This window comes from Paenibacillus polymyxa, from assembly GCF_015710975.1.
Classification (GTDB): domain Bacteria; phylum Bacillota; class Bacilli; order Paenibacillales; family Paenibacillaceae; genus Paenibacillus; species Paenibacillus polymyxa.
The window spans coordinates 4,240,566-4,254,328 of sequence record NZ_CP049783.1; the positions used below are offsets into that span (position 1 = coordinate 4,240,566).

A 13,763-nucleotide genomic window follows, 5' to 3' on the forward strand; every position below is an offset into this window, starting at 1 on the left:
ACAGCAAAGGAGGAAACGATGTTGAAGGAGGCAATATCATCAGTGTTAGTGGACAGGCTTCCTCACGATCTGGCAGTTGCGCTGGGTAGCTTGACTGAGAGCTGGTCAGCGGTGTCGGTTCCGTGGATGCTGGGGGGGAGCTGTGCACTACTTGTGCAAGAAGTTGAACTGGATCGTCTGCCTCGGGACATTGATATTTATGCGGATATTCATGCAGCAAAGCTGTTACACGCGCGCTCGCCGGGTGTAAGTATAGACCCACAGCAGGTTGACCGTAGCGGATCTTACGTTTCTTTGCTAAGCCACTATGAACTGGAGGGATTTCCAGTCGAATTGGTGGGAGGATTTGAGGTTTTATGTGATGGAGCTTTATATCGCTTAGAGGTCGAGCGGCTACTCTGGTCGGCTGGGATTCAGCTTGATCTGGAAAATACCTCATTGCGTTTGATGCCTCTCAGTCACGAGTTGCTATTCAATCTGTTGCGAAATCGTCCTGACCGCTATCAAGCGATTGCAGATGTCATGAAGCGAGACCCACAACAACACATAGGGATACTAACACAGCTATTGGTCCGCAACATTTGGAATAAGGAGCAGTTGGGCAAGCTTATAGATCTTCTCCCTTGGCCAGAACTTCACTCCTTAATCGGGATGAGTAATGAAATATAGGTTGCGTGCGTATTATGAGAAAAGGTGAATGGAGGACCGTTTATGAATGTACAGATTACGTTCCAGCCATCAGGCAAGCGTGTACAAGTCGGTCAGGGCACGTCATTGCTCCAGGCTGCGCGTAAAGCAGGTGTGTATATTCCCACTCGTTGTGATGGAAAAGCAGCCTGTCTGATGTGTAAAGTGCAGATAGCACCGGAACGGGCTGAGCTCGCAGGTCACCCTAATGATGCAGAACAGCGTAAGCTGGGACCTTTACTGAATGAAGGAATACGTTTATCCTGTCAGGCCCACGCTCAAGGTGATGTAGAGGTAACCATACCGGAGGATAGACTTAAGGCAGCTATTAGGCGGCAACTGGAGCGTCAGGCACTGGATGACGAACTGTGGTAATATCGATTTTAATAATTAGAACAAAAAACAAAGGATATTTCTCGACGGCTAGAACCGGTCAGAGACATATCCTTTTTTTATTTAAGTCTAGCAACAAAGTCATGGGGAAATCTTGCTGCGCATATATTAGGTGAGTGGACCCAAACGTAAAATATCGTTTCTGCAATGATCGCTGTAACGTAATCTATTTTAAAAAAACTAAACATATTTTACGGAGGGGATACATATGATGGTATCAGTCCAAATGCATGTACGAGTTTACGCCGTTTCGCCGATTCCATCAGTCTCCTGAATCTCGGCGGCGGACGACTTCCGGGCATTTTAAAGGCTGTTCTGCCGCATCTGGGATCAAGCAGTTGGTTGAACACGAAGCGGATGCTCTTTAAGCATTTTTCCTTCGGAGACTTTTGAGGAGGGGATTTCATTGGAGAAAGTGGACATTTTTAAAGACATTGCCGAACGCACCGGAGGAGACATCTATCTTGGGGTCGTCGGCGCAGTCCGAACAGGAAAATCAACATTTATCAAGCGGTTTATGGAAACGATTGTACTGCCCAACATTACGAGTGAGGCGGACCGTGCCCGCGCCGTAGACGAGTTGCCGCAAAGTGCGGCAGGGAAGACGATCATGACGACGGAACCTAAATTCGTACCGAATAATGCCGTCCAGATCAAAGTAACGGAAGGACTGGACGTGAATGTACGTCTGGTTGACTGTGTGGGATATGCAGTAGAAGGTGCAAAAGGCTACGAGGATGAAAATGGTCCAAGGATGATCTCTACACCATGGTTTGAAGAACCCATTCCTTTTCAGGAAGCGGCAGAAATCGGTACACGTAAGGTTATTCAAGAACATTCGACACTCGGTGTGGTAGTCACCACAGACGGCACCATTGCTGAAATCCCGCGTAGCTCTTATGTAGAGTCGGAGGAACGCGTCATTGAAGAGTTGAAGGAAGTTGGCAAGCCATTTGTTCTGGTTATCAACTCCACGCATCCACGCAGTGATGAAACACTCCAACTTCGCAGTGAACTGGCTGCCAAGTATGATATTCCAGTCATGACACTCAGCGCGGCGACCATGACGGAAGATGATGTTACGGGTGTACTTCGTGAAGTATTGTATGAATTCCCGGTGCATGAGGTGAATGTGAACCTGCCGAGCTGGGTTATGGTATTGAACGAAAATCACTGGCTGCGTAGCAACTATGAAAATTCCGTTCGTGATACGGTTAAAGATATTCGACGCCTGCGTGATGTAGATCGGGTGGTCAGCCAGTTTATGGAGTATGAGTTCATCGATAGAGCCGGATTAAGCGGTATGAATATGGGGCAGGGCGTAGCGGAAATTGATTTGTATGCGCCTGATGAGCTGTATGACCAGATTTTGGTTGAAGTCGTTGGGGTAGAGATTCGTGGCAAGGATCATTTGCTACAAATGATGCAGGATTTTGCCCACGCTAAACGTGAATATGACCGCTTTGCCGAGGCTCTGGAAATGGTCAAGACAACAGGTTATGGTATTGCAGCTCCGTCACTGGCCGAGATGGCACTGGACGAACCGCAGTTGATTCGACAAGGTACAAGATTTGGCGTGAGGCTTAAAGCGACAGCCCCTTCCATTCACATGATTCGTGTCGATGTGGAATCGGAATTTGCTCCGATTATCGGAACAGAGAAGCAAAGTGAGGAGCTCGTACGCTACCTGATGCAAGATTTTGAGAATGATCCAATCAAAATCTGGGAATCTGACATTTTCGGACGTTCGCTGCATTCTATTGTGCGTGAAGGTATTCAAGGCAAGATTGCCATGATGCCGGACAATGCACGCTACAAGCTTCAAGAAACGCTGGGTCGCATTATTAACGAAGGTTCTGGTGGTCTTATTGCTATCATTCTTTAAGGCTAAGCCATAACCAAAATATGTAAGGGGAATACCGTAGAGAGCTGACTGCTCTTTGCGGTATTTTTTTATATTTAATAAAACCTATTTACATACTTGGTTTAACGCGATATATTAAGTATCAAATTTGAAACATATTAGTGGATCGAACGAGGGGGAAACAAATCATGTATATCCAAAAAGGGCTCCAAAAAAACAAGAAGCTAGGGCTCGGAGCCATCATGCTACTGGTGCTGATTATACTGGTCACAGCATGTGGCGCGCCGAAAACAGAGAACGGCGCTCAAGGGACAAGCACTGCAGGAACGAGTACAGGAGACGGAAAAACAGATAGTTCGAATCTAAAGGGTAAACGGGTTGCTTTGATCATGGAGTTTAATACAGGTACGTTTTCGCAGCAGTATGTTCAAGGTGTGGAAGATGAGGTTAAGAAATTTGGCGGTACGCTGACCAAGTTTGTTGCCAATAACGATAAGGCTAAAATGGCTTCTTTGCTAGATAGTGCGATTAACCAGCAGTTTGATGTTATTTTGACTGACCACGGTGACGCATTGCTGGAGCCAGGACTTAAAAAAGCAATTTCCCGCAATATTCCGGTTATCGTGTTCGATGCCGCGGTCAATGTTCCGGGTGCGGTAGTGCTTTCACAGGATGATCAAAGCATGGCAGAGCTGACGCTTGAGCAAATGAAAAAGGACATCGGTGGCAAAGGAAACATTGTGAAGGTATGGGTTGCTGGGTTTGCGCCAATGGAGCGCCGTCAGGTTGCTTATGACGCATTTTTGAAAGCCAATCCAGATATTAAAGAGATTGCAACTTTTGGTTCGGCTCAGAATCCTGCTTTGGATACGCAAGCCAAAATGGAAGCAGTGCTAAAGCAATATCCTAAGGGTGAAATTACAGCAGTGTGGGCGGCTTGGGATGAATTTGCCAAAGGTGCAGCTCGTGCGATACAACAAGCTGGGCGTACGGAAATTAAAGTTTATGGGATTGATATGAGTGATGAAGATTTGCAAATGATTCAGGACCCGAAAAACCCGTGGGTGGCTTCAGCAGCCGTAGATCCAACAGATATCGGGCGCGTACAAGTGCGCTATGCATACCAGAAGTTGCATGGGGATAACCCTGAGGAGAAAGTTGTGCTGAAGGCAGTATATGTACAGCGCGAAGAGTTGCCAGATAAGCAAATTTCCACATCCGAGTTGTCTCAATTTGTGAAAGGATGGGGCAAGAGTGAGCAGGGCTACAAGGATTGGATGAAGGAATATGAAACGTCCAAATAAAATGGATGCATAACGCAAATGCAAAGGCGCGCTTCGGCGCGCTTTTATCATAAGCGGGAGTGAGGGGACATTCATGAGTACACAAGTATATACATTGGAGATGAAGAAGATCAGCAAACGGTTTGCTGGTGTAGATGCGCTGCGAGCCGTGGATTTTACGGTGCAGGGTGGCGAAATTCACGCTCTGCTAGGTGCCAACGGGGCAGGGAAGAGCACATTAATGAAAATCTTGTCAGGTGCGTATCGTTTCGATCAGGGAGCGATCGTTGTGGATGGCAAGGAGCTGATTATTCGTTCACCGTGGGAAGCCAAAAGAGCCGGAATTCACTGCGTGTATCAAGAAGTCGATTCGGCACTTGTGCCTCAGTTAACCGTCGCTGAAAATATTGTAATGGACGATTTGTCTGCACCTGATGGTCGATGGTGGGCTGCACCAGCGTCCATGCGCAGGCGAGCACGTGAAGCGTTAGCACGTCTGGAGGTTGATATAGATGTACGACGATACGTGTCAGAATTGACGTTGGCAGAAAAGCAACTTGTACTCATCGCACGGATTTTGACACAGCGGGCGAATACTATCATTTTTGACGAGCCAACAGCACCGCTGAGCGAGGAAGAAACGAGGCGTTTGTTCCGCACCATTCATACCCTCAAGGATGAGGGAGTAGCATGTATTCTCATCACGCACCGATTGCCGGAGGTCATCGCGCACAGTGACCGTATTACGGTGATGCGTGATGGTGAGCGCGTGTTCTCGGGACCTGCTTCTGATTTAAATGTAGGCGACATTATCACGTATATGCTTGGGAAAACATTTGATGAGGAATTTCCGAAAACAGAGGTACCTATTGGTGAAACGGTATTGGAAGCAAGAGGACTCCGTAAGGGATTGCGGGTTCACGGCGTTGATTTGCAGGTCAGACGCGGCGAAATTCTGTCTATTGTGGGTTTGGTCGGTGCGGGCAAGACGGAGTTGTCACGACTACTTACAGGGGCAGACAAGCCTGATGTGGGGGAGCTGACCTTCAAGGGGCGCTTCATTCGTTTGCGTGAGCCAGCGGACGCGATAGCTCAAGGAATTGTGTCCATACCTGAGGAGCGGCGTAAGCAGGGGGTCTTGATTGAGGAGAGCGTGGAACGAAACCTTAGTCTTCCGCTCTTAGGCAAGCTGAGTGTCCTGGGTTTCATCAGTCGGTATAAAGAACGTAATAACGGTAATGGGGTTGTCGCCTCTCTTGGTATTAAGACGCCTTCACTGCGCCAGCATGTTAAGTATTTGAGCGGTGGGAATCAGCAAAAGGTTGCGATAGGAAAATGGCTTCATTTCGGTGCGGATGTATTCGTTTTTGACGAGCCAACTAAGGGTGTGGATATAGGGGCAAAAAGCGATATTTTCCGTATCATCGGAGAATTGGCTGCACAAGGAAAAGCAATCATTTATCTTACCTGTGAATTTGCGGAAGGTATAGGCATTGGTGATCGGATAGCAGTCATGTATGACGGTAAAATAATAAGGGAATTTGCGCGAGGCGAAGTCGAACAGGAACAGCTTCTGTTGTACGCCAGCGGTGGTGAAGAGGTGCATTCATGAAGGAAAAATGGTTAAATGTCTCGTTTCGATACGGTGCTGTAGTTGTCATTATAGGTGTGTTGGCGTTTTTCTCAGCCACATTACCTTATTTCTGGACGTATGATAATTTGATGGATATTCTTGGCTCCATTGCGATTGTTACTTTCGTGGCCATTGGTGTGACGTTATCACTTATTGTAGACGGTTTTGACCTGTCGGTTGGTGCAACGGTATCTTTGACGACGGTCGTCTCAGCTTCGTTGATGGTCTGGTATGAACAGCCTGTTGCAGTGGTTATTATTGTATCTCTGATTGTTGGAGCTTTGGTTGGGCTGTTGAATTCACTTTTGATTATTAAACTGCGTATCCCCGATTTGCTCGCAACTCTAGCCATTATGTATATCGTTAGCGGGATTCACCAAACATACGCACAAGGCTATACCATCTACAATCATATGCAGTTTCCTGATGGCAGCAAGGCGCCAGGCGAGATATCTCCAGCATTTCTTTTACTGGGGCAGGGTAAATGGTTGGGTATCCCGATTTCGGTTATTTTACTGTTGCTAGCTGTGGCAGCGGTGCATGTTTTCTTGACCTACACAAAGCACGGGCGTCAAATGTATGTAACTGGCGGGAATGAGGAGGCTGCTCGTCTGTCAGGTATACGGGTAAAAAAGGTCCGTACACTGGCCTATATCGCTTCAGGCGTATTTGCGGCAATTGCCGGTATTTTATATGCCTCGCGTGTAGGCTCGGGTCAAATTGACGCTGGCTCTCCCTTACTTATGGAGGCGGTAGCTGCAGTATTTGTCGGCTTTTCAGTGTTTGGTGCGGGTAAACCCAATGTTATTGGTACATTTATTGGTGCGGTGTTAATCGGCGTATTAGTTAATGGACTGACCATGATGAATGTGCAATATTTTGCCCATGACATTGTCAAAGGAGTAGTGCTGGTGCTTGCGCTGGCTGTTACTTTTTACGTACTGAACCGTCGTCGTACTTGAAATTGTCTGTCGACTGTATTACTATAAACCTTGTTCCACGCAAGAAGGGTGCCATAAAACGCCAGTTTCGGCCTATATGGCGGTGGTTAGGTATATTCTATGTATATTTAACGACGAAACGGAAACAGATGATAACATTATGGAAGGCAGTATGCCGCCCGGGTTATTTTATACAGGCGACTTCATTATCGGTGGAGCACACCGATAACCTTAATGCTGGACTACACTTGAATTGGGAGGTGAATATGTTGAATAAAACGGATTTGATCAATCAGGTTTCTGAGAGCACTGAATTGTCCAAAAAGGACGTAACCAAAGCAATCGATGCAGTATTTGAAGCGATCGCTGGAGCACTGCAAAACGGAGACAAGGTACAACTGGTAGGTTTCGGGAACTTTGAGGTTCGTGAACGTTCCGCACGTAAAGGACGTAACCCGCAAACAGGAGAAGAAATCGAAATCCCTGCGAGCAAAATTCCGGCATTCAAACCGGGTAAAGCGCTCAAAGACGGAATTAAATAAGATTTCTTACATATTCCCAATGCGCTGAAAGGACCGTGAATTTGATTCACGGCCTTTTCTTTTTGTCCTATTTACTTTGTGGTAGAGGTGCTATGGACTGAAGAAGAGGAAGGTGTCTTGCCGTTTCGCGAGGCATAAGCAATCAGCACCAGGGGTTCACCTGTCAGCTCGGCAAATTCATGTTCCAGCCGTTGAAGCTGCTCTATCTGAGCAGGACTGAGATTGGCGGGACGATAGTTTTCCATCCGATCCGTTCCTTTCGTTAATAGATGGGACTGCACAGATAGTATGGCACAGGAAGCACTAATTATTGCAGGCAGCGTGGGAAGCAGGTAGTTGACAAAACAAGCTTAAATCTCCATCATAAAAATATAGCTTCGGCTCTCAGGGAGGAAAAGGACATGGAAGATAATGTGACGGGCAGCAGTGAGTACGTCGTAATTAAAGCAAAAAGCAATGGATGCCAGGTTTTTGGTCTGACGAGAGGTCAGGATACACGCCTGCATCACTCAGAAAAATTGGACAAGGGCGAGGTGATGATCGTTCAATTTACGGATCATACTTCTGCCATCAAAATTCGCGGCAAGGCCGTGGTGATGACCAAGCACGGTGTTGTAGATACGGAGGAGTAAAATGCAGGCATAGCCTGCTTTTTTTTGTTGTACAATGAGAGTGAGGACCTTTACCGTAGCAAACCCACATTATGGGGTAGGGGTCAGGGGAGGCTCTGATGAAACCTTGGATTGTACTCGGTGGTTCCATTCTCATAACCACCGCAGCAGCAATATTGCTGCCGTCCTTACAGATGCTGGACTCGGGTACCGCAGCAGTTCGTGAAACACAGGCAACAATCTCGCCCCAGCAACGAGTGTTGCTGACGGATGACAATCTGGTAGATACACTGAACGAGCTTCCATTGACCACACCGATTGCAAGTGCAAGCTGGGAACATTCTGTCCTGACCCTGGATGTTAAGCTGTCCAAGGAAGAAACCACACCTCTGGAGATTTATCAAAACATGGCGGAGCTTGCCGCCTTTAGCTTTTACGGAACGACGAATGTACGGCAATTGCTATTGCGGGTGGTGACGCAGGACGAATGGTCAGGAGAACGCCATTTGCTGCTGGCATCCGATATACGCCGGAACGAGTGGACGAACGAGGCATTGGAACAACTTAGAAATCGGGAAGGCGCTGAACTGCCAGAAGATTTGAAATCTCGTTTCCGCATTACAGTAACGCCTATGTGGCAAAACAGGTTTAGCGGTGTATATACAAACTAGATGTTTCTACCGCTGGACCTACAGTACTTTAGTCGCGAATCATTTTAAATTGTGATATAATATAAGGCATTGCAATTATTTGAGTATACCAGAAAGTCATGGCTCGGAGGCTTAGGATGAAACCGTATCGCGTACCTCAATTAGCAAGGAAATATGTGGAATACGACATGATTCAACAACATACGGAAATGCCGGCTTTTCCTGACAGCCGTACCCGTTTGCTGTTTGAGTTTTTGAATCGGAATGCGCAAGGGCTGCATGCCAGTGAGGATGAACTGTACGCTTTGGTTACATCACTTGTGCAGATGGGACTGGATACGCATGATATGATTGATACTTTATCCGGTATACGAAGTCCGGAAGAGATGCGTTCCAGACAGCTGAAAGTGTTAGCCGGTGACTACTTCAGCAGCCGTTTTTATCAGCTACTTGCACTGGCAGGCCGAATCGAGGCCATTTCGAAGCTGAGTGATGCTGTATGTGAAGTGAACGCAGGGAAAATGAGCTTATACTGGGAGATGAAGCATTTTCGATTGAATACCGCTCAGTATTTATCTCAGATGGTTTGCTTCAAACAGGAGCTTTTTTTATCATTGACTTCACTTATTGCAGAACAGGATCAGGAAGTCTGGAAGCAGCTTCTTAATGAATTCGCTCTCTGTGACACGCTGGTGGAGGAATGGGAGAAACGGGCAGAACCAGACAAGTCCCGTTTCGGATATATCTTCTGGCATATTTACGGTAACGGAGACCAGCATGAGCAGGCACTGCTTTCAGAGGGTGGTACTGAAACAGCAGTTTGGCGTAAGCTTGTGCTGAAATACAAAGCCGAGGATGCGATACTGGACAAGCTTCGCACGGCTGCTACACACATCCGGCAGACCCTGTCAGATGAACAAAACACGGGGATTGAGGAATTTGAATGCATGCTTGAGCCTTTCCTGAAGCTGCTAAACAGTTCGCACCCGGTTGTGAGGGAAGGTTAGGTGAACGTCATGGGATCAAGCGACACCAAGCCGAAAGAGCAATTCGTTCATGGCGTGTTTGAAAGTATAGCCGGTAAATACGATTTGATGAACGATATACTGAGCTTTCGTAGACATAAGGCTTGGCGGAAATTTACAATGAAAAAAATGAACATGCATCACGGCGATACGGCAATCGACCTTTGTTGTGGGACATGTGACTGGACGCTTGCGATGGCGCGTGCAAGTGAAAGTGGTCACATCGTAGGATTGGATTTTAGCCAGAACATGCTAAATGTTGGCGAGCGCAAGATTACATCAGAATCCCGCGAAAAGCAAATCAAGCTTGTACGAGGCAACGCGATGGATCTACCTTTTGAAGACAATTCATTTGATTATGCGACGATTGGTTTCGGTCTTCGCAACGTACCTGATTTGCGCCGCGTGTTGCAGGAAATGCAACGTGTCGTCAAGCCTGGTGGGCAGGTCGTATGTTTGGAGTTGTCCAAACCTACTTGGCAGCCGTTCAAGGGAATTTACTACGCATATTTTCAACACATCTTGCCCATGCTCGGCAAATTGTTCGCCAAACGTTATGAGCAGTACAAATGGCTCCCTGATTCGTTGGCGCTTTTTCCAGGAAGGGATGAACTGGCTGACATCTTTCGTGAAGTCGGATTGAAGGATGTTCAGGCTCATTCTCTCACCGGAGGCATTGCGGCATTGCATATTGGAATCAAGGAGAGTCAGCATGTTTAAGAAAATTGCTATTTTTTTGGAAATGATTAAAATTGAACATACTTTATTTGCGCTCCCATTTGCATTTATGGGGCTGTATTGGGGTCAGTTGTCGTGACGGACAACCTTCCCTCATGGCCGCAGATCGGTTGGATCTTGCTGGCTATGGTTGGCGCACGTAGCGCAGCCTTCGGCTTCAATCGTATGATTGACCGTGTGATTGACGGGAAAAATCCGCGTACAGCAGGACGCGCTATTCCGGCAGGGCTGCTCAAATCGAGCGAAGTGGTGATTTTCATCATCGTTAGCTTGTTGTTGTTATTTTGGGCCTCATTCAAGTTAAGTCCGCTGGCGTTCAAGCTGTTCCCGCTGGCCTTTTTTATGCTTGTTTTTTACTCTTACACCAAGCGTTTTACTTGGCTGTGCCACTTTGTGCTCGGTTTGACCATTGGTTTGGCGCCGCTAGGCGCGTGGGTTGCAGTGACGGGACAAATGGATTTAACTGCTATCGTACTTTATCTCACGATTGCATTTTGGACCGCTGGATTTGATGTTATTTATGCTTGTCAGGATATTGATTTTGACCAGAGCGAAGGGGTTTATTCTATTCCTGCCCGTTTTGGTGTAGCAGGTGCTCTGAACATCGCCCGTGTGTTCCATGTCATTACGGCGATCGGATTTATTGTGCTGTTCTTTATCGCAGATTTAAGCTGGTGGTATCTGGCGGGCATGATTATTTCATACATTATTTTATTTTATGAGCACTATATCGTATCTCCAAAAGATTTGAGTCGTTTGCAGACAGCATTCTTTACTATGAACGGTGTACTTAGCATTGTCGTATTTGCTTTTACACTGATTGATTTGGTGGTGCGTCAATACTAATGAATAATCAGGTGAGCAACCATCAAGGCAAACGAATCGTTATTGGCATTACAGGTGCGAGCGGAAGCATTTATGGTGTACGACTAGTAGAGACACTGCTGGACTTGCAGTATACAGTTCACCTGATTGTTTCTAATGCTGGCTGGCGGGTATTGAAAGAGGAGCTGGGCTGGAATGTGACCGACCGGGAAGGAGCTTTGAATGAACAATTCGGAGGCCGTCCCGGTTCTCTTGTATACCATCCGTTCACAGATATTGGAGCTTCAATAGCGAGTGGCTCTTATTTAGTAGATGCCATGATTATCATGCCCTGCTCGATGGGGACGTTGTCAGCGGTAGCGCACGGTTCGTCTGATAATCTCATGGCACGTGCAGCAGATGTGATGATGAAGGAAGGTCGTCCGCTAATCCTTGTGCCTCGTGAGACACCGCTACATGCTATTCATTTGGAAAATATGCTTAAGCTTGCGAGACTCGGCGTCAAAATGATTCCGGCCATGCCAGCTTTTTATTTTCATCCAAAGACGCTGGATGATATTGTACTGTTCCTCGTAGGCAAAGTATTAGACAGCTTGCGTATAGAACATCAACTGTTTACGAGATGGGGGGATTCCGATGCCGATACCGGACACCAAGACAATCACAATCGGAAAAATTAAATATACAAACGCTTGGCCTATTTTTCATTACTTTAATCCTTCAAAGCTTCTCCATTCGGCGGAGATGGTCTCCAAAGTTCCGGCTGAATTGAATCGAGGCATGCTGAATGGGAGTTTGGATATGAGTGCGATGTCCTCCTTTGCGTATGCATCAGGTGCTGAGGAAATGCTGCTGTTGCCCGATTTATCCGTTAGTGCAGACGGTCCAGTCCAATCCATTTTATTATTTTCACGCAAGCCGCTAAATGAAATCATTAACGGAACCATTGCACTGACGAATACTTCAGCCACATCGGTGAACTTGTTGAAAATTTTGATGCAAAAGGCATGGGAAGGCCAGCCTACTTACTTTGACTGTGAACCAGATCTTGATTTGATGCTGGAACAGGCAGATGCAGGGTTGCTGATTGGAGATCACGCGATCAAGGCATCCTGGCGGAGTGAGGGCCTGTATGTAACCGACCTCGGAGAAGAGTGGAAACGCTGGACTGGCTATAGTATGACCTTTGCTGTATGGGCAGTTCGACGTGCTGTTGCTGCTCAGAATCCCGCTGCGGTGGCTGAAATTGCGAGTGCGTTCCGCGTAAGCAAGCAGCGTAGTCTGTCTGACCTGACACCTGTTATTTCTGAAGCTTGCAAGGAAATTGGAGGTTCAGAAGATTATTGGGAGCGCTACTTTACGAATCTGTGTTATGATTTTGGAGAGAAGCAACAACAAGGTTTAGAGCTTTATTTTAAGTATGCATATGAACTGGGGCTGCTTGACCGACGAGTGAAGCCGCTTCTCTGGAGTGACAATACGCTGACACGGGTGAAAGAATGAAACGATTGGATTTGTTCGGTTTATTAAAAAAGGATATGAACTTCATAGAAGAAGAGCTGTACCGCAGCATTGACAGTAGGGAGCCGTTGATTAATGATACGTCGCTTCATCTACTTAAAGCAGGGGGCAAGCGTTTGCGTCCCGTGTTTGTATTGCTGGGAGGCAAGTTTGGAGAATATGATCTGGACAAGCTCAAGCGCATAGCGGTACCTCTGGAACTGATTCATTCTGCCTCTCTCGTTCACGATGATGTGATTGACGATGCGGAAATGAGACGCGGCCAACCCACCGTGAAGTCCAAATGGGACAATCGGGTGGCTATGTACACCGGAGACTACATATATGCACGCGCACTATCTATTGCTGCTGGGCTGCCGAATCCTGATATTCACCGAGTGCTGTCTAAGGCGTTGGTGCAGATGTCGATTGGTGAAATGGAGCAAATACGTGATTTTTTTAATGTGGATCAGAGTGTACGCAATTACTTGCTTCGCATACGGCGCAAAACAGCATTGTTGATTGCGGTCAGCTGCCAGTTGGGAGCTATGGCTGCAGGAGCACGGGAAAGAGTCAACTCACTGTTGTACAGCTACGGCTATAACGTAGGTATGGCTTTTCAAATTCAGGATGATTTGCTTGATCTGTGTGGAACAGAAAAAAAGATCGGCAAGCCGCCAGGCAGTGATATGAGACAGGGCAATATTACACTTCCGGTCATTTATGCGCTTGAACAACCCGAACTGCGAGATGATCTGCTGGCTGAAATTCGGCGAATTCAGGATGGGGACGGGCAAGGAGACGCCCGTAAAGCGGTGGATATGATCAAAAAAAGTGAAGGAATCACTAAAGCTGAAATTCTCGCCGACCGATATATTAATAAAGCGCTGAATGCGCTGGACTTACTACCAGATGTCAAAACAAAAAAGACGCTGCGCGATATTGCTCATTTTGTAACACGCCGCTCCTACTAAAGTTGTATTTTAGGTTTGCTGTGACAAAATACTTTAACCGTTTCCAATCTTTCTGTTACAATACAGATTAGTACTGTATAAATACATTAGATTGGAT

Annotated in this window: 16 protein-coding genes and 1 pseudogene; 16 read left to right on the top strand and 1 reads right to left on the bottom strand. The window is 46.8% G+C overall.

What is annotated here, in order from left to right:
- Positions 1 to 18 precede the first annotated feature (18 nt).
- The 8 genes from G7035_RS18880 to G7035_RS18915 all read left to right on the top strand — a co-directional run bounded on the left by G7035_RS18880 (position 19) and on the right by G7035_RS18915 (position 7,343).
- Positions 19 to 669 (top strand): hypothetical protein, encoded by a 651-nt coding sequence (locus tag G7035_RS18880; RefSeq protein WP_017427538.1) that lies wholly within the window; start codon positions 19 to 21, stop codon positions 667 to 669.
- Between the two features lie 42 nt (positions 670 to 711).
- A complete protein-coding gene (locus tag G7035_RS18885; RefSeq protein ID WP_019687871.1) occupies positions 712 to 1,062 on the top strand; it encodes a 2Fe-2S iron-sulfur cluster-binding protein in 351 nt (116 codons plus the stop codon).
- 248 nt (positions 1,063 to 1,310) lie between these two features.
- Positions 1,311 to 1,448 (top strand): hypothetical protein, encoded by a 138-nt coding sequence (locus G7035_RS18890; RefSeq protein ID WP_013371690.1) that lies wholly within the window; start codon positions 1,311 to 1,313, stop codon positions 1,446 to 1,448.
- 38 nt (positions 1,449 to 1,486) lie between these two features.
- Entirely contained in the window at positions 1,487 to 2,965 is a 1,479-nt protein-coding gene (gene spoIVA, locus G7035_RS18895) for a stage IV sporulation protein A (RefSeq protein ID WP_017427540.1), read from the top strand.
- A 167-nt stretch (positions 2,966 to 3,132) separates the two neighbouring features.
- On the top strand, positions 3,133 to 4,248 hold the full coding sequence (locus G7035_RS18900; RefSeq protein ID WP_019687870.1) for a sugar ABC transporter substrate-binding protein: 1,116 nt from the start codon (positions 3,133 to 3,135) through the stop codon (positions 4,246 to 4,248).
- A gap of 73 nt (positions 4,249 to 4,321) precedes the next feature.
- On the top strand, positions 4,322 to 5,839 hold the full coding sequence (locus tag G7035_RS18905; protein ID WP_019687869.1) for a sugar ABC transporter ATP-binding protein: 1,518 nt from the start codon (positions 4,322 to 4,324) through the stop codon (positions 5,837 to 5,839).
- The gene (locus G7035_RS18910) at positions 5,836 to 6,822 is read left to right on the top strand and encodes an ABC transporter permease (protein WP_016822216.1); all 987 of its coding nucleotides are present in this window, start codon (positions 5,836 to 5,838) and stop codon (positions 6,820 to 6,822) included. The genes G7035_RS18905 and G7035_RS18910 overlap by 4 nt, the downstream gene beginning before the upstream one ends.
- A gap of 248 nt (positions 6,823 to 7,070) precedes the next feature.
- Positions 7,071 to 7,343, top strand: coding sequence for an HU family DNA-binding protein (locus G7035_RS18915; RefSeq protein ID WP_014599981.1), 273 nt, complete (start codon positions 7,071 to 7,073; stop codon positions 7,341 to 7,343).
- Between the two features lie 71 nt (positions 7,344 to 7,414).
- On the opposite strand, the gene G7035_RS18920 is transcribed toward G7035_RS18915, so the two are convergent.
- On the bottom strand, positions 7,415 to 7,624 hold the full coding sequence (locus G7035_RS18920) for a hypothetical protein (RefSeq protein WP_146032354.1): 210 nt from the start codon (positions 7,622 to 7,624) through the stop codon (positions 7,415 to 7,417).
- 120 nt (positions 7,625 to 7,744) lie between these two features.
- On the opposite strand from G7035_RS18920, the gene mtrB reads away from it, so the two are divergent.
- The 8 genes and pseudogenes from mtrB (at position 7,745) to G7035_RS18960 (ending at position 13,666) form a co-directional block, all read left to right on the top strand.
- Positions 7,745 to 7,975, top strand: coding sequence for a trp RNA-binding attenuation protein MtrB (gene mtrB / locus G7035_RS18925; RefSeq protein ID WP_013371682.1), 231 nt, complete (start codon positions 7,745 to 7,747; stop codon positions 7,973 to 7,975).
- 98 nt (positions 7,976 to 8,073) lie between these two features.
- Positions 8,074 to 8,625 (top strand): hypothetical protein, encoded by a 552-nt coding sequence (locus G7035_RS18930; RefSeq protein WP_017427544.1) that lies wholly within the window; start codon positions 8,074 to 8,076, stop codon positions 8,623 to 8,625.
- Between the two features lie 116 nt (positions 8,626 to 8,741).
- Positions 8,742 to 9,611 carry a heptaprenyl diphosphate synthase component 1 gene (locus G7035_RS18935; RefSeq protein WP_019687867.1) on the top strand — a complete coding sequence of 290 codons (870 nt, stop codon included), beginning with the start codon at positions 8,742 to 8,744 and terminating at the stop codon, positions 9,609 to 9,611.
- A gap of 9 nt (positions 9,612 to 9,620) precedes the next feature.
- Positions 9,621 to 10,349 carry a demethylmenaquinone methyltransferase gene (locus G7035_RS18940; protein ID WP_017427546.1) on the top strand — a complete coding sequence of 243 codons (729 nt, stop codon included), beginning with the start codon at positions 9,621 to 9,623 and terminating at the stop codon, positions 10,347 to 10,349.
- A pseudogene (locus G7035_RS18945) lies at positions 10,342 to 11,213 on the top strand (UbiA-like polyprenyltransferase). Before G7035_RS18940 ends, G7035_RS18945 begins: the two are co-directional and overlap by 8 nt.
- Entirely contained in the window at positions 11,213 to 11,872 is a 660-nt protein-coding gene (locus G7035_RS18950) for a UbiX family flavin prenyltransferase (RefSeq protein ID WP_016822210.1), read from the top strand. The pseudogene G7035_RS18945 and the gene G7035_RS18950 overlap by 1 nt, the downstream one beginning before the upstream one ends.
- On the top strand, positions 11,829 to 12,695 hold the full coding sequence (locus tag G7035_RS18955) for a menaquinone biosynthetic enzyme MqnA/MqnD family protein (protein ID WP_019687866.1): 867 nt from the start codon (positions 11,829 to 11,831) through the stop codon (positions 12,693 to 12,695). Before G7035_RS18950 ends, G7035_RS18955 begins: the two co-directional genes overlap by 44 nt.
- Positions 12,692 to 13,666 carry a polyprenyl synthetase family protein gene (locus G7035_RS18960; RefSeq protein ID WP_019687865.1) on the top strand — a complete coding sequence of 325 codons (975 nt, stop codon included), beginning with the start codon at positions 12,692 to 12,694 and terminating at the stop codon, positions 13,664 to 13,666. The genes G7035_RS18955 and G7035_RS18960 overlap by 4 nt, the downstream gene beginning before the upstream one ends.
- Positions 13,667 to 13,763 lie beyond the last annotated feature (97 nt).

Bases quoted from the DNA above. Each gene is read 5' to 3' on its own strand.
- G7035_RS18880 (WP_017427538.1), top strand. From the start codon at position 19: ATGTTGAAGGAGGCAATATCATCAGTGTTAGTGGACAGGCTTCCTCAC.
- G7035_RS18885 (WP_019687871.1), top strand. From the start codon at position 712: ATGAATGTACAGATTACGTTCCAGCCATCAGGCAAGCGTGTACAAGTC.
- G7035_RS18890 (WP_013371690.1), top strand. From the start codon at position 1,311: ATGTACGAGTTTACGCCGTTTCGCCGATTCCATCAGTCTCCTGAATCT.
- G7035_RS18900 (WP_019687870.1), top strand. From the start codon at position 3,133: ATGTATATCCAAAAAGGGCTCCAAAAAAACAAGAAGCTAGGGCTCGGA.
- G7035_RS18905 (WP_019687869.1), top strand. From the start codon at position 4,322: ATGAGTACACAAGTATATACATTGGAGATGAAGAAGATCAGCAAACGG.
- G7035_RS18910 (WP_016822216.1), top strand. From the start codon at position 5,836: ATGAAGGAAAAATGGTTAAATGTCTCGTTTCGATACGGTGCTGTAGTT.
- mtrB (WP_013371682.1), top strand. From the start codon at position 7,745: ATGGAAGATAATGTGACGGGCAGCAGTGAGTACGTCGTAATTAAAGCA.
- G7035_RS18930 (WP_017427544.1), top strand. From the start codon at position 8,074: ATGAAACCTTGGATTGTACTCGGTGGTTCCATTCTCATAACCACCGCA.
- G7035_RS18935 (WP_019687867.1), top strand. From the start codon at position 8,742: ATGAAACCGTATCGCGTACCTCAATTAGCAAGGAAATATGTGGAATAC.
- G7035_RS18940 (WP_017427546.1), top strand. From the start codon at position 9,621: ATGGGATCAAGCGACACCAAGCCGAAAGAGCAATTCGTTCATGGCGTG.
- G7035_RS18950 (WP_016822210.1), top strand. From the start codon at position 11,213: ATGAATAATCAGGTGAGCAACCATCAAGGCAAACGAATCGTTATTGGC.
- G7035_RS18955 (WP_019687866.1), top strand. From the start codon at position 11,829: ATGCCGATACCGGACACCAAGACAATCACAATCGGAAAAATTAAATAT.
- G7035_RS18960 (WP_019687865.1), top strand. From the start codon at position 12,692: ATGAAACGATTGGATTTGTTCGGTTTATTAAAAAAGGATATGAACTTC.